Raw genomic sequence first — 21,805 nt, 5'->3', positions numbered from 1 at the left:
GGGGTGCCGTGCCGAGCGAAAGTTTCGGAGTAGTTTCCGATATTTTCCAGAGCTTAGTTTCACTGGGCGTTCGTGTCAACAACTCACGTCCGTTATCGCCGCGAGATCAGGGCACGCGAAAGGGGCGGACCGGACGGTCCGCCCCTAAACGGCGTCGTGGGAGGTGGTTCTTGTTGCGGGAGTGGCGCTAGTGCCGGTTGAAGTCGGCGGCGAACTCGGGGCCGAGGACCGGCCCGATCGCGACGCGGGCGCGCAGGACCTCCAGGGTCTGGCGCATCGGCTCGGAGAGCTGACTGCCCTCGGTCGCCAGGACGGTGCGGCCGTCGAAGTCGAAGCGCACGGTCCAGAGCTTGTACGCGTACTCGTACCCCACGGCGGTCGCGAGCGTCCCGTCGTGCCGGAACGTCCTGGTGATGCCGTGGAGGAAGTTCCTGCGGTACCACTCTTCGAGGACCAGGTCGCCGTCGGGCGAGAGCTCGCCGCTGGGGCCGTCGAGGACGCCGTCGCGGTAGCTCGCGAACTCGTAGTTGCCGCTGGGGAGCGTCTCGCCGAGGAAGCCGGTGAACTTCTCGGAGCCGAGCCAGTACTCCTGGTCGTCGTCGATGTCGAGCGTCGCTTCGGGCACGGCGGACCCGACGGGGTCGTAACTCGGTTTCACTTGCACACCTTAGCCTCGTTCGTCGGGGTCATTCGCCGGTCCAGCCGTCCGTGCGGTGCTTCTTGCTGCCGTCGGGGTTCTTGTCCCAGCCGCGGTCGGCGCCGTCCACGCCGTCGACCATCTGGGTGCACTGGGGGCAGCACGGCATCGGCTTCTTGTTGTTCGGGGCGGCGTTCTCGACCATGAAGTCCTCAAGCTTGGGCCGGTCCTTGCGCTCGCCCTTGAGGTAGTCCATCTCGGCCTCTTTGAGCGCCTGGTTGGTCGCGCGGCTCTCGGAGTGCTTGCCGGGCTCGCCGTGCTTGTCCTGGTCGGCCTCGTACCGGTTCCAGTTCCCGTCCTTGTAGTTGTCGTAGCGCTCGCGGAGCTTGGGGTGCAGGCGATCGGGGTCGATCGCCTCCTTCGAGTTGTGGTTGTAGAAGACCTTGCCGGACTCGCGGTCCCACACGGCGCTCATGCACGGGCGGCGCCGGTTGCCGGACCAGTGGGTCGAGGGGTCGCGCTCGTCGGAGACCTCGTCGATCTTGTCGTGCAGGGCCTCGCGCAGGCGCTTGCGGTCGGCCTCGACGTCGCCGCTCGGCTTCATCTTGTCGGGGGCGCGCTTGATCGGGGGGTTGAGGTCCGGGGTCTCGTCGGTCTTGCCGCCGCCCTTCCCGCCCTTGCCGCCGCCCTTGCGGTTCTTGTTCAGCGCCTTGTTGAAGGCCTTCGGGTCGTTGAGCATCTCGGACAGCAGCCGGGAGGCGCCGTCGGGCATGTTGCGGTCGCCGCCGCCCCTAGCCATTGAGCACCTTCGTGATCGCCATGTCCATCAGCTTGTCGATGATCATCCCGGTGATGGTCTTGAAGATCGGGATCTGGGCGAGCGACGCCCCGAAGGTGACGGCCGCGAACGCGATGGCCTGGGCGATCTGGAACGCGAGGATCGCGAGCTGGATGATCACCTGGATCTTCAGCGCCAGGACGATGGCGGCCATGATCGTCAGGCCGATGTTGAGCTTGTTGGCCGGGTCGCCGGCGTCGGCGAGGTTGTTGGCCGAGGACTCCTCGCCCTCCCACTCGGCCTGGAACGCGTCGATGTGGGAGCCGCGGTTGTTCTCCAGGAGGGTGCGGGCCGCGTTCTGGAGGGACTCGATCCGCGGGCCGAGCTGGTCGGCCATGCCGGTCCACTCCCCCGCCAGTTTGAACAGGGACTCCTCGTCGGACTCGGGCCACTCGTAGCCGAGCATGCCGAGGATCTCGATGAGCGGAGAGGGCAGGTCCATGCCCATGGGCGGAGACTCCTTGGGAGAGAAGGGATCGGATCAGGCGCCGAGGTCGCCCTGGAACTTCGCGAAGATTGCGGCGACCTCGTCGTCGCCCACCTCGTGGTCGTCCGCCATCTCGCGGAGCGCCTGCGACAGGCTGGTCAGGTCCTCGATGTTGGTGGTGAAGCACTCGGTGGCCGCGTCCATGACCGCGCCGTGGCCGAGGCCGCCCGCGGTGCCGATGAGGTCGCCGCCGAACGCGTCGGCGTACTGCTCCACCGCGGCCGTGAACTGGTCGAAGAGCGCCTGCACGTCGTCGCGCGCGGCGTCGAGCTCGTCGGCCGACTTGCGGATGGTCTCGGGGGTGACTTCAAAGCCCTCCATGGTCACCGTCCTCCGTAGAGCTTGGTCATGAGGTCGGAGATCGAGGCGCCCATGGCCTCGAACTGCCGCACGGACGCGTCCTGCATCTTCGCGGCCTGCTCGTTCATCGCGGCCATGTCGGGGACGGGCCCGGCGGGCGCGGTCTGCTCCGCGCGCAGGTCGATCGCCTCGTTGACGGCGAGCGTCAGCTGCGCCACCAGCGCCTCGGGGCCGTCCTTGAGCGCGCTGAGGGTCATCTTGATCCGCTCGAACCTGCCGTCGGGGCCCAAGGTCACCTTGATGCGGCCCTCAGACGCCTCCGTCACGATCGGGTCCGCTTGGGCCCCGGGCATGTCGGCGGCCGTCGACAGGGTCCCGTGGACCTGCGCGAGCTGATCCCCAATCCGGTCTTCTCCGAACATTCCGACCTCCCGACCCGTCACCATACCGGAACGGATTTCACGTTGGTGCGCACCGTCAAGACGACTTACTATTGAGCTTCGCCATCACCTGGGTGATCGAGGCGCTCATCTCCTGGAACTTCGGCACGGCGGCGGCCTGGATCTCGGCGATGGACTCGTTGATGGCGTTCAGGTCGGGGACGCGCTCGCCGGTCCCGACCATCTCGGCGCGCCGGTCCAGCGCCTCGTTCAGCGCCAGCCGCACGTGCTCGGCGATGAAGTCCGAGCCCTCCTTGAACCCCTTGGGGTCCACCTCGATCTGCGAGACGCGGCCGTCCGCGCCGAGGGTGACGCGCACGCTCCCCTTCCCCGACTCGGCCGTCACGGGCACCGCCTGGTGCTCCTCCGGCGAGCCGGTCGCCGCCGCCAGCGCAGCCCGCTGCTCGGCCAGCCGCGCGGCGTAGTCTCCTGCTCCGGACATCGGACCTCCCTAGGGCTGCGAAGCAACGATCCTAAGCCGGGCGGGAACGTCCGCTGCGCGCCGGTTCCGCACGGGTGACCTAGCGCCACCTCAGGTTCCGACACGACGGCGGCCCGCACCGAACGGTGCGGGCCGGCGTGGTCGCGCGTGCGCTATTCGAAGGTCTCGACGCGCAGGTGGCGCAGGAGGTGGACGTTCGTGGCGTACCCCGAGGCGGCCGCGAAGCCGAACTTGAAGGTCTCGGGGGCTTGGTGCGGGACGTGCGTTTCGAGGACGCGGACCCAGCCATTGCCGTCTTGGAAGTCGATGTCCACGGTGACGTCGGGGTGCTCCTCGTCGGAGACCTTGAGCTTGACGAGGCGCTTGGACTCCTGGCGGCCGTCGGCGTTGAGGTGCTCGGGGAAGTCGGTGCCGAAGATGTCGCCGTCGACGTCGGAGCCGATCTTCTCGTCGGTGGCGGTGGTCCCCAGCAGGCAGTAGCCGTCCAGGCCCTGGCCGGGGCCGCGCAGGGCGACGTTGTCGGGGGCGCGGTTGCCCCACTCGTGCAGGTGCTCGGGCGCCCGCTGGTCCTCGGGGCATCCGCGGCCGCGGCCCTCGGTGTCGGCGGAGAAGTTGCCCCAGCCGTCAAGGCCGAGGCCGAGGTAGCCCCCGTCGACGCCGTCGCGCACGACGTTCTCGCGGTCGAACTGGGCGTAGCCGAGGCTGCCGCCGTAGGCGCCGACCTCGGTCAGGTCGGTCTCCCCGTCGACGATGAAGAGCGAGATGCCGTCGGCGCCGGTGCCGCCGTACTGGTACATCGCGAAGGTGATCTCGATGCCGCCCCTGTTCTCCAGGGGCTTGTTGTAGACCATGCCGCCGTAGTCGTAGGTCCCGCCGTCGGTGAGCTGGAGGTACCCGGGGTCCTTGCCCATCTCGGGGACCGGGCCCAGGGTCTGGTCGGCGCAGGAGTCGAAGTCGTTCTCGTCGCCGGCGACGGTGCTGGCGGTGAGGCAGACGTTGAGGGACTGGAACGCGGGGTCGTCGAGGGTCGCGCCGGTGAAGGGCTCCTGGACCAGGAGCGTCTTCTCTTCGGCGCCTTGGGCTCCGGCGGTGCCGGGGAGGGCGGCGAGGGTGCCGGCGAGCAGCATCGAGCCCGCTCCGAGCATGGCGATCCGGTTCACTGTCACTCCTTCGGTCGGGTGTGGATCGACCGTAGAACAGGTTCGGCGGCCGGGACGGCGATTCACCGTTTCGACATATCTCAATATGTGAGAAATTCGCTTGCTTTCCGGGCCGGTGGCCTCGGATTCCGCGGTCTTCCCTTGACACATATTGAAGGTCATGATTCAGTGCCTTCACTGACCCGGTTAAGTTGCAACTCCGCCGCAGCCGAGACCGCACCGCCGCCGCGACGGTCAGCCGGGCCACGCCAATCCCTCGATCCGAAAGCGGAGCAGAAGATGATCAGAAGGCGCACAATCTTCACCATCGCCGCGGGCACCGCCTTCGCGGCCACGGCCTGCACCGACGAAGGCACCGGCAGCGAGGACCCCTCGGACCTCTCGATGGACCAGTTCCCCCGCAACGAGACCCTCTACTCCACCGGTTCAGCCTGGGGCCCGCCCGCGGACTGGAACACCATCAGCCCCGGCGAGGTCACCGGCCTCAACGGACTCGGCTACGAGTCCCTGTTCCTGTTCGACCCCAACACCACCGAGCTCACGCCCTGGCTCGCCGAGTCCGGCGAGTGGACCGAGGAGCTCGTCTACACGCTCAAGCTCCGGCCCGGCATCACCTGGTCCGACGGCGAGCAGCTCACCTCCGCCGACGTCAAGTACACCGCCGAGCTCGGCAAGATCGAGGCCGTCCCCTACGCCAACATCTGGAACTGGCTCTCCGCCGTCGACGCCCCCGACGACCTCACGGTCGTCTTCACCTTCACCGAAGCGCGCCACCAGGAGTGGAACAACTTCCTGTGGGCCGAGCAGATCGTCCCCGAGCACGTCCTCTCGCAACTGTCCGAAGAGGAGATCCTCACCGGCGCCAACGAGAACCCCGTCGTCTCCGGCCCCTACACCGTCCACAGCTTCGACCAGGACCGGCTCGCCTGGGTCAAGCGCGACGACTGGTGGGCCACCGAGGCGCTCGGCCTGGAGGTCGCGCCCCGGTTCATCGTCGACATCGTCAACACCTCCAACGAGGTCACCCTCAACCTCATGGCGCAGGGCGAACTCGACATCTCCAACAACTTCCTGCCCGGCATCCAGGACCTCATCGCCGCCAACCCCGACCTGAGCACCTACTACGACGGACCGCCGTACATGCTCTCGGCCAACACCGCGATGCTCATCCCCAACACCACGATCGAGCCCCTCGACGACCCCGAGTTCCGCCGCGCCATGGCCTTCGCCATCGACGGCGCCAAGATCGTCGACTCGGTCTACTCGGGACTCGTCGCCGCCGCCAGCCCCACCGGGCTGCTCCCGATCTGGGAGAAGTACTACGACCAGGCCGTCATCGACGAGGTCGGGTTCAGCTACAGCGCCAGCGAAGCCGCCTCGATCCTCGCCGCCGCCGGGTACGAGGACGCCGACGGCGACGGGTTCGTCGAGACCAAGGGCGGCGACCCCATCGAGTTCAAGCTCAACGTGCCCACCGGCTGGACCGACTGGGAGGAGGCCGCCCGAAGCATGGCGACCGACCTGCGCGCCGCGGGCATCAACGTCACCGAGGAGTTCATCGACGCCGGCGCCGTCGACGACGCCCGCACCACCGGCGACTTCCAGCTCATGCTCAACAACTGGAGCGGCACCAGCCACACGCCGTGGACCCACTACCGGTACCTGTTCCAGCTGCCCGTCCTCGACAGCCAGTCCACCGCGAACTTCTCGCGCTGGACCAACGAGGAGGCGTGGACCCTCACCGAGGAGCTCGCCGCCACCGCCGCCGAGGACCCCCGCTACCAGGAGATCCTCTCCGCGCTCCAGCGCCACGCGCTGGTCGACATGCCGGCCATCCCGATCTGGTACAACGGCGCCTGGTCCCAGGTCAACAACAGCGTCTGGACGAACTGGCCCTCCGAGTCCGGCGGCGGCCCGCACGTGTTCCCGTCCATGTGGAACACCCTCTGGAACATGGGCTCGATCTACATGCTGACCGAGCTCAAGCTCGCCGAGTAGTCCCGCGGGGCGGGGCCCGCGCGGCCCCGCCCACCCCAGCCGCTAGGAGTTCCCATGGGCCGCTACTTCAGGCGCAAACTGCTCATCTACGGACTGACGTTCGTCATCGCAGTCTCCATCAACTTCGCCGTCCCCCGCCTCATGCCCGGGGACCCCGTCGCGCGGATGCTCACCCGCAACTCCGTCGCCAACGTCGAGTCCTCCGAGGCCATGCGCGGGTATTTCAACGAGCTGTTCGGCCTCGACGTGCCGCTGTGGCAGCAGTACTTCAACTACTGGGGCGCCCTGTTCCGCGGCGACCTCGGCGTCAGCGTCTTCGCGTTCCCCTCGCCGGTGGCGACGGTGGTCGCCGACGCCCTGCCGTACACGCTCGCGCTGCTGCTGCCGTCGATCCTCTTGAGCTGGTTCGTCGGGAACGCCCTGGGCGCCATGGCCGCCCGCAACAAGCTCCTCGACAACGGCGCCCTGCCGATCGGGTACGTCCTCACCGCGGTCCCCTACATGTGGCTGGCGATCCTCCTCGCGTGGGTCGGCGGCATCATCCTCGGCTGGTTCCCCGTCGCCGGCGGCTACAGCTTCGCGCTCACCCCCGCGTTCACGTGGACGTTCATCGTCGACCTGGTCCACCACTGGTTCCTGCCGTTCCTGTCGCTGTTCGTCGTCGCCCTCGGCGGCTGGGCCATCGGCATGCGCAACCTCGTCATCTACGAGCTCGAATCGGACTACTCGAACTACCTCCAGGCCCTCGGCGCCCCCAACCGGCTGGTGCGCCGCTACGCGTTCCGCAACGCGGTCCTGCCGCAGATCACCGGCCTCGCCCTGCAACTGGGCGTGGTCGTCGGCGGGGCCCTGGTCACCGAGGTCGTCTTCGCCTACCCGGGCCTGGGGAGCCTCCTGCTCAACGCCATCAGCAGCCAGGACTTCTTCCTGCTCCAGGGCATCCTGCTGTTCATCGTCATCGGCGTCCTCGTCTTCAACTTCCTGGCCGACGTCGTGTACGTCCTGGTCGACCCCCGCACCCGCCTCGGACTCGAAGGAGGCCAGTCATGAGCGCCGAAGTCGTCCTCCAGACCGAGCGCATCGGACGGCGCCACGAGCACCTGTACTTCGCGCTGCGCAACCCCAAGGTCGCCATCGGCCTGGCGATCGTGCTCGCGCTGCTCCTGCTCGGGCTCTTCGGGCCGTTCTTCCTGTCCGACTCGCCCAACGAGTACGTCGGCCCCAAATCCGAAGCGCCGTCGGGCGAGTACTGGTTCGGCACCACCTACTTCGGACAGGACGTGTTCACGCAGTTCGTCCACGGCCTGCGGTCCTCGTACCTGGTCGGGACGCTCGGCGGCGGCATCTCCTTCGTCATCGGCCTCGCCGTCGGCTTCACCGCCGGGTACCGCGGCGGCATGGTCGACGAGGTCCTCAACATGATCACCAACGTGGTCCTGGTGCTCCCGGCGCTGGCCGTCCTCATCGTCATCAGCTCCTACCTGGAGGTGCGCGGGGTCGTCAGCCAGGCCGTCATCATCGGGATCTTCTCGTGGCCGTGGGTCGCCAGAGCCGTACGCGCCCAGACGTTCACGCTCGCCAACCGCGACTACGTGGACCTGGCGCGCCTCACCGGCAAGCGCTCCTGGCAGATCATCGTCCGCGAGATCATGCCGAACATGGCGTCCTACCTGCTCATGTCGATGATCCTGCTCTTCGGCGGCGCGATCCTGTTCGCCGCGATGCTCGACTTCATCGGCCTGGGCCCGGCCAACGCCGTCTCGCTGGGCACCATGATGCAGCAGTCCATGGCGTGGAGCTCCCTCCACTTGGGAATGTGGTGGTGGTTCGTCCCGCCCGGCCTGGCGATCACGCTCATCGTGGGGGCGCTGTACATCACCAACGTCGGCCTCGACGAGGTCTTCAACCCCAAGCTGAGGGAGATGTAGCCATGACCTTGGAAGTGGCGGACCTCCAGGTCCACTACCGGACCCTCAAAGGCGACGTGCGCGCCCTCGACGGCGTCTCGTTCTCCCTCGCCGACGGCGAGATCGTCGGCCTCGCGGGCGAATCGGGCTGCGGGAAGACCACCCTCGGCAAGAGCCTCATCCGCCTCGACGGCCGGATGCGCCACGTCGGCGGCACCGCCGTCCTCGACGGCGACGAGCTGCCGATCGGCGACGACAAGGCCATGAACGCCCGCCGGTGGAAAGAGGTCTCGATCATCCCGCAGTACTCGATGAGCGCGCTCAACCCGACCCGCAAGATCGGGAAGATGATCGCCGAGCTGCTGCGGGCCCGCGGGAAGTCGTACCGGGAGTTCAAGGACGAGCTGGTGCGGCGCCTCGAACTCGTCGGGCTCACCGAGAAGGTCCTCGACAACTACCCGATCGAGCTGTCGGGCGGCATGAAGCAGCGCGTGGTCATGGTCCTGTCCACACTGCTCGATCCGAGCCTGCTCATCGCCGACGAGGTCACCTCCGCGCTCGACGTCACCAACCAGCGCGCCGTCGCCGAGACCCTGGTCCGCTTCCGCGACATGGGATTCGTCAAGTCGATGATCGTGGTCACCCACGACCTGTCGCTGGTGTACCAGATCGCCGACACCATCATGGTCATGTACGCCGGGCGGATCGTCGAGAAGGCCCCGGCCGAGACGATCATCAAGTCCCCCAAGCACCCCTACACGCGGGCGCTCATCGGCGCCCTGCCCGAGGTCGGGCTCGAATACGGCGACGAGCGGCTCCAGTCGATCCCCGGCAAGCCCCCGCACCTGCTCAACCCGCCGACCGGGTGCCGGTTCCGGGCCAGGTGCCCGCTCGCGTCCGAGGAGTGCGAGGCCGAGCCGCCGACGGTCACCGTCGAAGCGGGCCACGAGGTCTCCTGCTGGAAGGCGAACTGAGATGCTCGAACTCAAGCACGTGTGGAAGTCCTACCGGATCGGCGCGCTCGGCTCCAAGCGATTGACGGCCGTCCGGGACGTCAGCATCGACATCGCCCCCGGCGAGGTCCTGTCCGTGGTCGGCGAGTCCGGCAGCGGCAAGACCACGATCGGGAAGATGGTCCTCCAGCTCACCTCCGTCACCCGCGGGGAGATCCTGCTCGACGGCGAGGACGTCACCGCGCACGGCCACGCCGAGCGCAAGGCGTACTACCGGAAGGTCCAGGGCGTCTTCCAGGACCCGTTCAGCAGCTACAACCCGATCTTCAAGGCCGACAGGATCTTCGAGACCGTCCGGGAGTCCTATTTCCCGGGCGTCAAGCGCGCGGAGTGGACCGCGCGGGTCGAGGACGTGCTGCAAGGGGTGCGGCTCGACCCCGGCTCGGTCCTCGACAAGTACCCGCACCAGCTCAGCGGCGGGCAGCTCCAGCGGATGCTCATCGCCCGCGCGCTGCTGCTCGACATCAAGGTGCTGGTCGCCGACGAGATCATCAGCATGCTCGACGCCTCCACCAGGATCGACGTACTGAACCTGCTGGGCGAGTTGAAGGAGCGCGGCCTGGGCGTCCTGTTCATCACGCACGACCTGTCGCTGGCGAACTACATCAGCGAGCGGGTCGTCATCATGCGCCACGGCGCGGTCGTGGAGGCGGGCGCGACCGGGAAGGTGTTCACCGATCCGCGGCATCCCTATTCGCGGAACCTGCTGGCGTCGGTGCCGCAGCTGCACCGGAAGTGGTCCGACGGCACGGCCGAACCCGAAGCGCTGGAACCGGACGGCGACCGCGACGTCGCACCGCCGCCGCTGACGGAGGTCGACGAGCACCACTGGGTCGCGGCGGCACCGTGAACCGTGACCGCCCACGACCTTGAGGAGGACGCATGGCCAGGCGGTTCACGATCACCGACATCGCCGCGGCGGCGGGCGTCTCGAAGGGCGCGGTCTCCTACGCGCTCAACGGCCGCCCCGGCGTCTCCGAGGCGACCCGCGCGAAGATCCTGGCGATCGCCGCCGAGATGGGCTTCGTCCCGAACCGGGCGGCGAGGTCCTTGTCCGTGGCCACTTCACAGGTCGTGGGTCTCGCGCTGAAGCGCTCGGCGCGGACGCTCGGGATCGAGCCGTACTTCATGGAGTTGATCTCCGGGATCGAGGCGACGCTCTCAGCCGGGTCCTACGGGCTCACGCTGCAAGTGGTCGACACCGTCGAGGAGGAGATCGAGGTCTACCGGCGCTGGTGGGCGGAGCGCCGCGTCGACGGGGTCCTGCTGTGCGACGTGGGGATCGCGGACCGGCGGCTCGACTTCGTCGCCGACCTGGGGCTGCCCGCGGTGGCCGTGGGCGGTCCGCTCGCAGGGGCCCGCCTGCCGGCGGTGTGGCACGACGACGCCGGGCCGTGCCTGGAGATCCTCGAATATCTGCATGCTCTGGGGCACAGGCGGATCGCGCGCGTCGCCGGGTTCGCGCACCTGCTGCACACCGCGATCCGCGACGGCGCCTACGCCGAGGCCGCCGCCGGGCTCGGTCTCGACTCGCTGACCACGGTCCACAGCGACTACACGGGCGAGCAGGGCGCGGATCTGACGCGGGGTCTGCTGGCCGGCGCCGACCGCCCGACGGCGATCATCTTCGACAACGACGTCACCGCCGTCGCCGGACTCGGGGTCGCCCACGAGCTCGGCATCGACGTGCCGGACCGGCTCTCGATCGTCGCCTGGGACGACTCGCCGCTGTGCCGCCTCACCCATCCCGCGCTGACCACGCTGACCCGCGACATCACCGCCTACGGCTCCCAGTGCGCCGCGGCACTGCTGGCCGTCATCGGGGCGGCGCCGGACCAGGACCGGACGCCGTCGGTCCGGTGCCGTCCGGCGCGGCTGTCACCTCGGGGTTCGACCGGGCCGGCGGTCGAGTCCTAACTGGCCGGGTCGTACTGGAACTCCCGCAACTCCTGCGCGCAGCGGCAGGCCTTGGCGACCTTCGCGGCCCACTCCTCCGCCTCCTTGCGGGTGGGGACTTCGAGGACGAGGTAGCCGCCGTTCGGGACCGTGCGGTCCGGGTAGCCGCCGGGGGTGATCGTGCCGTCGGCGGCCACGCGCACGGGCTCGACGTCCTCGTTGACGCCGCCGCCGAAGACGTACACGCCCGCTTGCCTGGCCGCTTCGACGACGGCGTGCGCATCGTCGGCCACGGCCTGGAAGTCCTCTGCGGGGAACACCATGGCCTCGCCCGGGAACGAGATCAGGTACTTCGTCATTCGCAGCCTCCTCTGCTCGGGTCGCGCCGCCGGTCGGCGCTGCGACGAGTATCGCCCCGGCGTCCGACATTTCGGCGAAGCGCCCGCCGGTGCGCGCCCGGTGGGTTAGACCTTCTGTGAGGACCTGCGAGCGACGAGGAGCGGTCGATGCGAGCCGATATTCGGGCCATGAAGTACCTGGTGATGTCCGGATCAGGGCGCCGGGGGTCGTTCAACCGGCGGCTCGCCGCGCGGGCGGCCGCCGTGGTCGAGTACCTCGGCGAGCACCCCGATCCGGTGCTCGACCGCGTCCGGCACGCCTAAGGCGCGCCGAACCAGTCGGTGAGGGCCTGCTCCAGGGACGGCGCGGCGGTGTCGGCCGATTCGTTGACCGTTGCGGCCCAGGCGATGTGGGCGTCGGGGCGGATCAGCAGGGCGTCGGCGGGCCGGCCGTCGGACTCGGCGGTGACGACGTCGACCCGGTCGGCCCACTTCCCGGCGGCCTCGACCAGGTCGCTCCGGCCGGCCAGGTCGAGCAGGACGGGCCGGGCCGCGTGCATCAACTCGGCGACGCTGGTCGCGCCTGCGGCGGTGCGCAGCGGCAGGTCGGGACTGAACGCGCCGGTCAGCGGGTGCCGGTCGGCGCCGGGGACCGGGTAGCGGACGTCGGCCCCGGCGAGGAGGGCGCCCATGCGGCGCAGGGCCGGCTCGTCGGCGAGCAGTTCCTGGAACACCGCGCGGAGCGCGTCGGCGGCCTCGTCATGGCCGCGCCGCAGCGCCACCTGCGCCTGGGTGTGCAGGAGGGTGCGGGCCCCGGCGAGGTGGCGCTCGTCGTGGTAGGTCTCCAGCAGCCCCTCGGGCGCGCGGCCGCCGAGGACGGCGGCGAGCTTCCACGCGAGGTTGACCGCGTCGAGCATCCCGGCGTTGATCGCGACGCCGGTGGCGGGGAACTGGTGGGCCGCGTCGCCCGCGATCATGATGCGCCCCTTGCGGTACCGCTCGGCCTGGCGGGCCTTGAAGGTGAAGCGCGACAGGCGCAGCGGGGTGTGCACGGGCGGCCGGAGGCCGAGGACGCGCTCGACGCTGTCCTGGACCTCCTCCAGGGCCATCGGCACGTCGTCGTCGTATTCGGTGAGCTCGTCCTCGGTGGTGTAGAGCGAGACGACCTGGTTGCCGGGCGAGGCGGCGAGGCCCATGAGGCCCCGGTCGGTGCGGGTGAACCCGGCGGCGATGGTGCCGAGGCCCGGGAATTCGAGGTCGCCGTTGGCGTGGACGACCGCGGTGTCCGGGACGGTGACCTGGGCGAGCCGGTTGACCTCGGGATACGCGGTGCCGGGGAAGGCGATGCCGGCCGATTCGCGGATCGGGCTGCGGGCGCCGTCGGCGCCGACGACGTACCGGGCGGTCAGGCGGTACGTGCCGTCCGGACCCTGGACGTCCACTGTGGCCGCGTCATCGTCCTGGCTCACGCCGGTGACCTCATGGCCGCGGCGGACCTCCACGCCCAGCTCCTCGACGCGCTCGTCGAGGACCTTTTCCAGTTTCGCCTGCGGCAGCGGCAGGGCATGCATCGGGCCGTCCTGGAGCCCGGTGAGGTCGAGATGGACGCCGCCGAACGGGAACTTCGGTTCCGGCATGGGACCCTTGCACGCGTTCACGAACCGGTCCAACAGCCCGCGATAGCGCAGCAGCTCCAGCACCTGCCCGCCGAGCCCGCCCGCCTTCGGCGTGTCCCGGCGCTCGCTCTTGCGCTCCAGCACCAGCGGCCGCACCCCGCCCAGTCGCAGCTCGGCCGCCAGCATCAGCCCGGTCGGGCCGGCGCCCACGACGATCACGTCCCAGTTGTCCACAGTGTTCAATTCGTCTCCCAGTCGTTCCGATCCAGCAAGCCGCACCCGGGCAGCCTAGGCGGCGAAGATTCGGGCGGTGGCCCCGGCGCGGGTGAGGATGGCGTGGGCGGCGACGGCGGTCGGGTGGTCGATGCCGGTGAGGATCTTGGACGGGACCTGCTCGCTGAGGCGCTTCGCCTCGGCGAGGCCGGTGCCGTTCAGGGCCCGGATCTCCTTGATGACGTAGATCTTCTTGGGGCCGGCGTCGTCGAGGATGATCGTGAAGGTGCCCGGGACGGCTGCGGGCGCATCGGCCGGGAGCGCGGCGGTCTCGGTGATCCGGACGGCGGCGCCGACGTCGGCGAGGATGCGGTAGGCGGCGCTGGCCGACTGGTGGTCGACGCCGGAGAGCACGGTCGAGGGGGTGCGGTCGACCAGGTCCTTCGCTTCGGCGAGCCCCAGGCCGGTGATGTCCCTGAGCTCCTTGATGACCTGGATCTTCTTCGCGCCGGTGCCGTCGAGGATCAGCGACCACTCGCCGGGGCGCGCTTCGGGGCTGAACCTGCGGGCCTGGGCCGCCTTGTCCCGGTTGGCGCGCGCCGTGCCCGCGAACTTCATCACCGCGCCGACGACCAGGATGAGTGTCAGCACCACCAGCGCGATTGAGAGGCCTTCGGTCATGGGGATCGGGTCCTTCCGGGTGGTCGTGACGTTCACGCGACGGCCAGCGTACTCGGCCGGGGCGAAGCCGCGGTGCGGGTTCGTTTCGCTTCGGCACGCCGGAGGGGTTCCCAGATCGCACCGACGCGTTGCTTAATGGACATCAGTTCCGGGCACACCACATGACCTCCGGGTGGGCGCAGGTCCGCGCGGAGCTTTCTCGTCATGAGCGCTGAACGAAAGGTGAACCGGCATGAGTACGGCGTTGACCGAAGACGAGGCGGCCGCCTTCATCGGCCGGACCGGCTTCACCACCGGACCATCGCGGCGCGTCGGCGTCGAACTCGAATGGCTGGTCCACCCCCGCGGCGACCTGGAGACGGGTTGGGACCTTCCGAACGGCGGCATCGTCACGCGGGAGGCGGGCGGCCAGGTCGAGCTGAGCTCGCCCCCGGCCGACGACCTGGCCGCGTGCATCACGGCCGTCGAGACCGACCAGGCCGCGCTGGCGGCGGTCCTCGCCGAGCGGGGGCAGACCGTCCGGGGCGGCGGGTTCGACGGGGTGCGGACGCCGGTGCGGCTGGTCGACGACCAGCGGTACCGGGCGATGGAGGCGTACTACGACCGGACGGGCCCGTGGGGGCGGATGGTCATGTGCGGCACCGCATCCATCCAGGTGAACCTCGACGCGGGCGACGACGGCCCGGGGCCCACGGGGCTGCGGCGGCGCTGGGACCTCGTGCACCGCATCGGCCCGGTCCTGGTGGCCGCGTTCGCGAACTCGCCGCTGCTGGACGGGAGCGCCAGCGGCTGGAAGTCCACCCGCCAGGCCCTGTGGGCGAAGCTCCCGGGGTGGGGCCGCGTGATCTCCGAGTCGGGCGACCTGCGCCGCGGGTTCGCCGATTTCGTGCTCGACGCCGAGGTCATGTGCCGCCGCTGCGACCCACCCGGTTCGTGGTCGGCCCCGCCGGGGCTGACGCTGCGGTCCTGGATCAAGGAGGGCGTCGACGGCGCGCACCCGACGCTTGAGGACGTCGAGTACCACCTGACCACGCTCTTCCCGCTGGTGCGGCCGCGCGGCTGGCTGGAGCTGCGGATGATCGACCAGCAGCACGGCGACGGCTGGATCGCCCCCGCGATCGTCGCCGCGACCCTCATGGACGACCCCCGCGCCGCCGAGGCCGCTTACGAGGCGACGGCACTGCTCTGCGGCGACCGCCCCCAACCTCCGGAACCGGTCTGGCAGCGGGCCGCCCGCAACGGCCTGGAGGACCCGGTCCTCTACAAGGTCGCCCAGGAATGCTTCACCGCCGCAACCGAAGCGCTCCTGCGCAACGGCGCGCCCCAGCGCCTGCAGACCGTCCTCGCCGACTTCCGCCGCACCTACACCGACCGCGCCCGCTGCCCGGCCGACGACCTTTTGGACGCCCTCGGCTAGGGGCCGGCCACCATGGCCGGGGTCTCGCTGATGGCGCGCATGGCGCGCTCAACCGTTTCCTCGTTCTCGCCGTAGGGCGCCACGTAGTCGATCACCGCGCGGGCCGCGTCTTCGCCGAGGATCTTGGTGATCGTCCACGCGGCGAGGTACTGCGAGGCGAGGCAACCGCCCGCCGTGGCGATGTTGCCTTCGGCGTGGAACGGCACGTCGAGGACCTTGACCCCGCGGGCCTCCAGGAACGGCCGGGTCTTGATGTCGGTGCACGCCGGCATGGCTCCGAGGGTCCCGTGCGCGGCGAGGACCAGCGCGCCGGAGCACTGCGACCCGATCAACTGCCTCGACGGGTCCAGGACCAGCCGCGCGAGCATCTCGTCATCGGCGGCGATCTCCCGCGCCTGCACCCCGCTGCCGATCAGCACGACATCGGCCTCGGCCACGAACGACATGGGACGCTGCCCGGTCACCTCGACCCCGTTCATCGAGGTGACGACGGGCGTCGGCGTGGTGATGAACGCTTCGAGCCCGTCCTTCCGGCACCGGTTGATGATCGCAGAGGCGATGAAACTGTCGAGCTCATTGAACCCGTCAAAGGTGACCACGGCTACCTGCGGCATGAACGCTCCCTCGGTCCGACGACGCGCTCCACCCTACGGCGGCCTCGGTCGACACACCACCGGTTCAGGGGTCACCAGTCGTGGACGGTGCCGTCGTGGAGGCGGTTGAAGGGGAGGTAGGCCTGGACGTAGGGGTACTTGCCCGCTTCGTCGGTGTCGAGGTCGACGCCGAGGCCGGGGCGGTCGCCGGGGTGGAGATAGCCGTCGGTCCAGGTGAAGGACTGCTGGAACACCTGGTCGGTCTTGGCGCCGTGCTTCATGTACTCCTGGATGCCGAAGTTGTGGATCGACAGACCGAGATGCATCGCCGCCGCCATGCCGACCGGGGAGATGTCCGTGGGACCGTGCATGCCCGACTTGATCTGGTACTGGGCGGCATAGTCCAGGACCTTCTTCAGGTGGCTGATGCCGCCGGTGTGGGTGACCGCTGAGCGGACGTAGTCGATGAGCTGCTCGCGGATGATCTGCTGGTAGTCCCACACCGTGTTGAAGATTTCACCGATGGCGAGGGGCGTCGTGGTGTGCTGGCGGACCAGGCGCAGCGCCTCCTGGTTCTCGGCGGGGGTGACGTCTTCGAGCCAGAACAGGTCATAGGGTTCAAGGGATTTGCCCAGTTGCGCGGCCTGGATCGGGGTGAGGCGGTGGTGGGCGTCGTGCAGCAGCGGCAGCTCCGGCCCGAACTCACCCCGGACCGCCTCGAACACGGTCGGCACGTGCCGCAGGTAGGAGCGGGTGTCCCAGTCCTCCTCGGCCGGGAGCGCGCCCCGCTGGGCCGGTTCGTGGTCGTAGCGGACCCCGTCCATCGCCTTGAACGTGGCGTTGGAGGCGATCCCGTAGATCGACTGCAAGCCAGGGACCCCGGTCTGGATCCGGATCGCCCGGTAGCCCTGGGCCTGGTGGGAGCGAACCGAATCGAACAGCTCGTCGAGATCTTTGCCCGAAGCATGGCCGTAGGCCAGGAGGCCGGTCCTGGAGGCCCCGCCCAGCAGTTGATAAACGGGCATGCCCGCGGCTTTGCCCTTGATGTCCCACAGGGCCATATCGACCGCGGCGATCGCCGCCATCGTCACCGGGCCGCGCCGCCAGTACGCGGAGCGGTAGAGGAACTGCCAGGTGTCCTCGATCCGGTGGGCGTCGCGCCCGAGCAGGAGCGGCACCACGTGCTCGGACAGGTACGCGACCACGGCCAGTTCGCGGCCGTTCAACGTCGCGTCCCCGAGCCCGGTCAAGCCGTCGTCGGTGGTCAGCTTCAACGTCACGAAGTTCCGATCCGGACTCGTGACGATCACTTCAGCCTTCTCGATGATCATGGTCAGATTCGCTCTCTCGTCAGGCGCAGGACGCGGGCGGTCGGGGCGGGCACGTCAGTCGCGATGCGGAGCACGCCGTCAGCAGCGTTCCAGGCGCAGCTCCAGTCGCCTATGCCGGGCGTGCCGGGAGCAGGGAACACCTGGTCGCAGACGACGTGTTCGCCGCGCAGTGCCGGGAGCGCGAGTTCCAGGGTGCCCGAAGCGCCGGGAAGGCGCCAGACGGTCACGACCACGGCCTGCTCGGTGTGGAGCGCAAAGGCCTGCCAGGGGCCGCGGTGCTCCAGGCCAAGCGGCCAGGAGGGGACGGCAGAAGCGTTGTGCGGCAAGAGTTCCCGATGCGCGGCGACGGCGGTGGCGACAAGCGCCAACTGCTCGTCGTCCATGCGGGCGAGGTGGCCGCTGAGATACAGGCGCCCGGTGATCCCCGCGACGAGGGTGAAGGCCGACTCCTCGGCGCTCATCTCGGGTTGCGCGTAGCCCCAGTGCCCGGCCTGTTCGGGGAGGATCGAGGCCGGGGTGGCGGCTGCGATCGCGGGGTACATGACCGGATCTTGCTGGTCTGATGTGGACTGGAGGTGGAGGCGGGAGAGGATCGCGTAGTCGGCGCGCATGCCGCCGGAGGCGCAGTTCTCGATGAGGAGGCCGGGGTGGCGGGCGAGGACGGCGTCGAGCCAGGAGAGATAGGCGCGGCAGTGTTCGAGCAGGCCAGCGCCCGGAGCGAGACCGCCGACGTCCGTCCCGGGGCCGGGCATGATGTTGTAGTCGAGCTTGAAGAAGCCGACGCCCATGCCTACGAGGCGGTCGACGACGGCGTCGAGGTGTGTCCGTGCGGCCGGGTGGCGCAGGTCGAGTTGGTAGCGACCGTGCTCGACGACGCGGTGGCCGCCGCGCTGGAAGAACGCGTCGGCGGGCAGGATGTCGGCGATCTTGGAGCGGACGCCGACGACTTCGGGTTCGAGCCAGATCCCGGGGACCAGGCCGAGTTCGCGGATGCGGTCGAGGACGGCGCCGAGGCCGTCGGGGAAGCGCGAGGCGCTGGGTTCCCACTCCCCCACCGCATCCCACCAGCCGCCGGCATCGTCGTCGTACCAGCCCGCGTCGATGCAGTAGTAGTCCGCGCCGGCCCTGGCGGCGGCTTCGGCGAGCGGGAGGATCTTGGCGGCGGTCGGGTCGCCCATGAGGGTGTTCATGTAGTCGTTGAAGACGACCGGGAGCGGGCCTTCGAGTCCCGCGGTTCCCTTGGCCGCCACCAAGGCCCGGCGGTGGGCGGTGAGTCCGGCCAGCGCGGCCCCTACCGGGTCGTTGCCGCGCGCAACCGTGATGGCAACGGGCACCGACGTGAAGGTCTCGCCTGGCGCGAGGACGAGGCTCCACTGGTGTTCGGCGTCGGTGGGGCCCAGGAGGGCGAGCGAGGCGCCGGTGCGGTCTTCGCCGATCTCCCAGTGCCAGGCGCCGTTGTGCTCGATCTGGAAGGCGAGGCCCGCATCAGGGCCGACGATGAGGCCGGTCGGGAGTCGCTCCCCTGTGGACCATGAGCTGCGGGTGGTGACGGCCATGCGGGCGCGGTTCATGTGGTGGTGCACCGCGGGGTCCATGGCGGGCAGGCCGACCTCGCGCAGCGGGGCGCGGTGCCAGCGCGATTCGGCGACCCAGTCGTTGTCGCCCCAGAGAACGTCGAGGTCCTCGATCGTGCTGTCGGCGTTGACGAAGGTGCCCAGGACGAGGGAGGTCACGGCCTGGACGGTGATCGGCTGGTCGGCGCGGAGCACGGTCCAGGTCCGCACGGCGCGGGCGGAGGGGCTGAAGACGCTGGTGGCGTGGAGGCCGGTGACGGGATCGGCCTGGTGGAGGTGCAGTTCGCCGCCGGTGAGGTCGTGGCCGGTGTAGCGCAGGCGGGATCCGACGGTGGTGCAGGTGTAGCGGTGGCTGCCGGGGAAGCGGCCGTGGCCGAGGGCCTGGACCTCCACAAGGGGCGATGTGGTGGCGGGAGGGCCGGGCGGTGTGCCTGCGGGGGTGAAGGACCGGAGGGTGACCGGCGCGTCGGCATCGGTGGTGAATTCGAGGTCGAAGTCTCCGGTAGACCATCGCAGTGCCATGGCGTGCCTCCTCGCGGCGCCGCCCGGCCTCGCGGCCGGGCGGCGGGTGTCGTTCTACAGCAGGTCGTTCGCGCAGCGCAGGGCGGCGGCGAACGCGTCCGGGCCGGCCCCGGCGGGGGTCTCGACGCGGATCACGGCGGTCTCGCCCGCGCGCAGGGTGATCATGCCCCGGTCGGCGCGGGCACGCGGGTCCGCGGTGTCGGCGTGACAGAACACGTCACGGGCGAGGGAGGTCGCGGTCAGGCGCAGTTCGACGGCGTCTTCGACCGGCACGGCCTCGACGCGGAGCGGGTTCGGGTCGAGCCGCTGGTCGACGACTTCGGCGCCGTAGTGGAACGCGGGCGCGAAGGCCCCGTCGTCGGCGACGGCGACGATGGCTTCGGCGGCCGGGTCGCCGAACGTAGCGATTTCGGCGGGCAGGGCGATCGTGGCCGCGCCGCGCGCGGGGACCTGGGCCTGGACGGTGGTCTTGGCGAGGGCGGTGCCGTCGAAGGTCTCGCGGACGATCGCGAAGTCGCCGTCGTAGTCCTCGCCGGTGTCGTTGACCAGGACGAGTGCGAGCGTGTCGAACTCGGGGACGGTGCCTTCCCATGCTTCGGCCCACGCCTGCTCGGAGGGCCGGGGCTGGAAGGTCGCCAGGCGCGGGGCGTACATGTCGCGCAGGGCGTGCCACAGCGGTTTGCGGTGCTCGGCGAAGTCGACGGCGGCCCAGGAGACGACGGGCCAGTTGTCGTTGAGCTGCCACAGGATCGTGCCGGTGTTGTGGGGTGTGAGCGAGCGGAAGTGCTCGACGCCGAAGCGGATGGCGTGGGCCTGGTTGAGCTGCGTGGTCCAGTGCCAGTCCTGGATGGACTGCGGGTCGGGGAGGTGGCCCTGCCAGCCGCGCTGGAGTTTGGCGTTGCCGTGGTTGGCCTTCTGGTGCACCAGCATCTGGTGGCCGAAGGGGTCGAGGGGCTCGTCGTGGACGACCTCGGCGAGGGTGGACCAGGCGGGCGGGGCCTGGAAGCCGAACTCGGAGACGAAGCGGGGGCGGTACTCGGCGTAGACGCGGTAGTCGACGCGGTTCCACACGTCCCAGACGTGCATGGTGCCGTAGCGCTCGTCGTTGGGGTGGCGGTAGTCGCCGAACGAGTAGGGGCTCGCGGGCGAGTAGGGCCGGGTCGGGTCCAGTTCGGACAGTACTTTGGGAATGAGGTCGGTGTAGTAGGCGTCGCCCCAGCCGCGGCCGCCGAGGCGGTGGGCCCAGGACCAGTCGACCGAGCCCCAGGTGTTCTCGTTGTTGCCGTTCCACAGGATCAGCGACGGGTGCGGGCTGAGGCGGGCGACGTTCTCGCGGACCTCGGCCTCGACCTCGGAGCGCAGCGGGTCGTCCTCGCTGTATGCGGCGCAGGCGAACAGGAAGTCCTGCCACATGAGCAGGCCCCGCTCGTCGGCCAGATCGTAGAGGACATCGGATTCGTAGATGCCGCCTCCCCACACGCGCAGGAGGTTCACGTTGGCGTCGAGGGCGTCGTCAACGCGGCGGGCGTATCGGTCGCGGTCGATCTCGGTGAGGAAGGCGTGGTCGGGGATCCAGTTGGCGCCGCGCACGAGGACGCGCTCGCCGTTGACGCGGATGTCGAACGGGGCTCCGGCCTCGTCGGGGGCGGTGTCGAGTTCGACGGTGCGGAAGCCGACTCGGCCGTGCCACTCCCCTTGCCCGGCAGTGACGTCCACTTCGTACAGCGGCTGGTCGCCGTGGCCGACGGGCCACCAGCGGCGGACGTTCTCGACGGTGACGACTGCAACCGCCGAATCCGAGCCCGCGGGGATGGTCACGGCGGTCTCCAGCGGGCGGCCGTCGGGGTCGGTGACTACCACGAGGGCCTCCACGTCGCCGACCTCGCGCTCGATGTCCACGTGAACAGTGAGGACGCCGTCGTGGCCGCCGTCCTCACGGGCGACCACGTCGACCAGGGGCCGCACGCCCGCGATGCGCGCGCCCGACCACGAGTCGAGGCCGATGGGCTTCCAGATCCCGGCGCCCGCGACGTCGATGCCCCAGTCCCAGCCGAACGAGCAGGCCATCTTGCGGAGCTGGTTGTACGCGTGGTGGTTCGTGTGCGGCAGGGCGCCGTCGCGCTCGGCGCGCGCCGCGGCCTCGGGGACCGGGGCGGCGAAGACGACCGTGAGGGTGTTCTCGCCTTCGCGCAGGTGCTCGCGCACATCCCAGCGGTAGGACCGGAACATGTTCTGCGTGCGGCCGACCTCGATCCCGTTGAGCTCCACGGTCGCCACGGTGTCGAGGCCGAGGGCGACCAGGTCGTGGCGCCCCGACCCGTCGTCCGTCCACGTGAACGCGGTTGCGAACCGCCACGAGGTGTCGCCGATCCACTGCTGCGCGGCCTCGTTGTCGCCGTCGA

22 protein-coding genes are annotated in these 21,805 nt (G+C 69.8%); 8 read left to right on the top strand and 14 right to left on the bottom strand.

Annotated features, from left to right (window positions below):
• Positions 1 to 187 precede the first annotated feature (187 nt).
• From DI269_RS11005 to DI269_RS10975, 7 genes are all read right to left on the bottom strand, one after another.
• Positions 188 to 658 carry a toxin-antitoxin system YwqK family antitoxin gene (locus tag DI269_RS11005; RefSeq protein WP_112135725.1) on the bottom strand — a complete coding sequence of 157 codons (471 nt, stop codon included), beginning with the start codon at positions 656 to 658 and terminating at the stop codon, positions 188 to 190.
• Positions 659 to 686: 28 nt separating this feature from the next.
• On the bottom strand, positions 687 to 1,436 hold the full coding sequence (locus DI269_RS11000) for a YwqJ-related putative deaminase (protein ID WP_112135723.1): 750 nt from the start codon (positions 1,434 to 1,436) through the stop codon (positions 687 to 689).
• Positions 1,429 to 1,923, bottom strand: a complete 495-nt coding sequence (locus DI269_RS10995) for a WXG100-like domain-containing protein (protein ID WP_112135721.1) — start codon at positions 1,921 to 1,923, stop codon at positions 1,429 to 1,431. The genes DI269_RS11000 and DI269_RS10995 overlap by 8 nt, the downstream gene beginning before the upstream one ends.
• 33 nt (positions 1,924 to 1,956) lie before the next feature.
• A complete protein-coding gene (locus DI269_RS10990; protein ID WP_112135719.1) occupies positions 1,957 to 2,283 on the bottom strand; it encodes a WXG100 family type VII secretion target in 327 nt (108 codons plus the stop codon).
• Between the two features lie 2 nt (positions 2,284 to 2,285).
• The gene (locus DI269_RS10985) at positions 2,286 to 2,684 is read right to left on the bottom strand and encodes a hypothetical protein (RefSeq protein WP_112135717.1); all 399 of its coding nucleotides are present in this window, start codon (positions 2,682 to 2,684) and stop codon (positions 2,286 to 2,288) included.
• Positions 2,685 to 2,739: 55 nt separating this feature from the next.
• Positions 2,740 to 3,144 (bottom strand): YbaB/EbfC family nucleoid-associated protein, encoded by a 405-nt coding sequence (locus DI269_RS10980; RefSeq protein ID WP_112135715.1) that lies wholly within the window; start codon positions 3,142 to 3,144, stop codon positions 2,740 to 2,742.
• Positions 3,145 to 3,296: 152 nt separating this feature from the next.
• Positions 3,297 to 4,304: an L-type lectin family protein gene (locus DI269_RS10975; protein ID WP_112135713.1), complete on the bottom strand. Its 1,008-nt coding sequence runs from the start codon at positions 4,302 to 4,304 to the stop codon at positions 3,297 to 3,299.
• A 279-nt stretch (positions 4,305 to 4,583) separates the two neighbouring features.
• Here DI269_RS10975 and DI269_RS10970 point away from each other — a divergent pair, with 279 nt between their 5' ends.
• The 6 genes from DI269_RS10970 to DI269_RS10945 are packed head-to-tail and all read left to right on the top strand — an operon-like array spanning position 4,584 to position 11,139.
• Positions 4,584 to 6,302, top strand: a complete 1,719-nt coding sequence (locus DI269_RS10970; RefSeq protein WP_112135711.1) for an ABC transporter substrate-binding protein — start codon at positions 4,584 to 4,586, stop codon at positions 6,300 to 6,302.
• Positions 6,303 to 6,356: 54 nt separating this feature from the next.
• Complete coding sequence (locus DI269_RS10965; protein ID WP_112135710.1) at positions 6,357 to 7,352, top strand: ABC transporter permease; 996 nt, start codon at positions 6,357 to 6,359, stop codon at positions 7,350 to 7,352.
• Positions 7,349 to 8,230, top strand: coding sequence for an ABC transporter permease (locus tag DI269_RS10960; RefSeq protein ID WP_112135707.1), 882 nt, complete (start codon positions 7,349 to 7,351; stop codon positions 8,228 to 8,230). Before DI269_RS10965 ends, DI269_RS10960 begins: the two co-directional genes overlap by 4 nt.
• Positions 8,231 to 8,232: 2 nt before the next feature.
• Complete coding sequence (locus DI269_RS10955) at positions 8,233 to 9,183, top strand: ABC transporter ATP-binding protein (RefSeq protein ID WP_112135705.1); 951 nt, start codon at positions 8,233 to 8,235, stop codon at positions 9,181 to 9,183.
• Position 9,184: 1 nt separating this feature from the next.
• Entirely contained in the window at positions 9,185 to 10,072 is an 888-nt protein-coding gene (locus DI269_RS10950; protein WP_112135703.1) for an ABC transporter ATP-binding protein, read from the top strand.
• Positions 10,073 to 10,104: 32 nt separating this feature from the next.
• Positions 10,105 to 11,139: a LacI family DNA-binding transcriptional regulator gene (locus DI269_RS10945; RefSeq protein ID WP_112135700.1), complete on the top strand. Its 1,035-nt coding sequence runs from the start codon at positions 10,105 to 10,107 to the stop codon at positions 11,137 to 11,139.
• On the opposite strand, the gene DI269_RS10940 is transcribed toward DI269_RS10945, so the two are convergent.
• The gene (locus DI269_RS10940; RefSeq protein ID WP_112135698.1) at positions 11,136 to 11,477 is read right to left on the bottom strand and encodes a YciI family protein; all 342 of its coding nucleotides are present in this window, start codon (positions 11,475 to 11,477) and stop codon (positions 11,136 to 11,138) included. The two genes, DI269_RS10945 and DI269_RS10940, sit on opposite strands and share 4 nt — an antisense overlap.
• A gap of 147 nt (positions 11,478 to 11,624) precedes the next feature.
• On the opposite strand from DI269_RS10940, the gene DI269_RS27000 reads away from it, so the two are divergent.
• Entirely contained in the window at positions 11,625 to 11,780 is a 156-nt protein-coding gene (locus DI269_RS27000) for a hypothetical protein (protein WP_157974899.1), read from the top strand.
• Here DI269_RS27000 and DI269_RS10935 read toward each other — a convergent pair.
• Entirely contained in the window at positions 11,777 to 13,306 is a 1,530-nt protein-coding gene (locus tag DI269_RS10935) for an FAD-dependent monooxygenase (RefSeq protein WP_112135696.1), read from the bottom strand. The genes DI269_RS27000 and DI269_RS10935 overlap by 4 nt on opposite strands.
• A gap of 54 nt (positions 13,307 to 13,360) precedes the next feature.
• Positions 13,361 to 14,002, bottom strand: a complete 642-nt coding sequence (locus DI269_RS28775; RefSeq protein ID WP_198667324.1) for a ribosomal protein L7/L12 — start codon at positions 14,000 to 14,002, stop codon at positions 13,361 to 13,363.
• A 196-nt stretch (positions 14,003 to 14,198) separates the two neighbouring features.
• Here DI269_RS28775 and DI269_RS10925 point away from each other — a divergent pair, with 196 nt between their 5' ends.
• Complete coding sequence (locus DI269_RS10925; protein ID WP_112135694.1) at positions 14,199 to 15,383, top strand: glutamate-cysteine ligase family protein; 1,185 nt, start codon at positions 14,199 to 14,201, stop codon at positions 15,381 to 15,383.
• Here the strand turns inward: DI269_RS10925 and DI269_RS10920 are convergent.
• The 4 genes from DI269_RS10920 to DI269_RS10905 form a co-directional block, all read right to left on the bottom strand.
• Positions 15,380 to 15,997: a DJ-1/PfpI family protein gene (locus tag DI269_RS10920; protein ID WP_112135692.1), complete on the bottom strand. Its 618-nt coding sequence runs from the start codon at positions 15,995 to 15,997 to the stop codon at positions 15,380 to 15,382. The genes DI269_RS10925 and DI269_RS10920 overlap by 4 nt on opposite strands.
• Positions 15,998 to 16,068: 71 nt before the next feature.
• On the bottom strand, positions 16,069 to 17,307 hold the full coding sequence (gene manD, locus DI269_RS10915; protein WP_112135690.1) for a D-mannonate dehydratase ManD: 1,239 nt from the start codon (positions 17,305 to 17,307) through the stop codon (positions 16,069 to 16,071).
• 2 nt (positions 17,308 to 17,309) lie between these two features.
• A complete protein-coding gene (locus DI269_RS10910) occupies positions 17,310 to 19,403 on the bottom strand; it encodes a glycoside hydrolase family 36 protein (protein WP_112135688.1) in 2,094 nt (697 codons plus the stop codon).
• A 54-nt stretch (positions 19,404 to 19,457) separates the two neighbouring features.
• Positions 19,458 to 21,805: glycoside hydrolase family 2 protein (locus DI269_RS10905; RefSeq protein ID WP_198667323.1), on the bottom strand; the 2,348-nt coding region annotated here is incomplete at its 5' end.

The organism is Glycomyces dulcitolivorans (assembly GCF_003265355.1).
Lineage (GTDB): Bacteria > Actinomycetota > Actinomycetes > Mycobacteriales > Micromonosporaceae > Glycomyces > Glycomyces dulcitolivorans.
The sequence above is the reverse complement of the archived record's forward strand: the minus strand, read 5'-3'. Positions and strand labels throughout refer to the sequence as shown.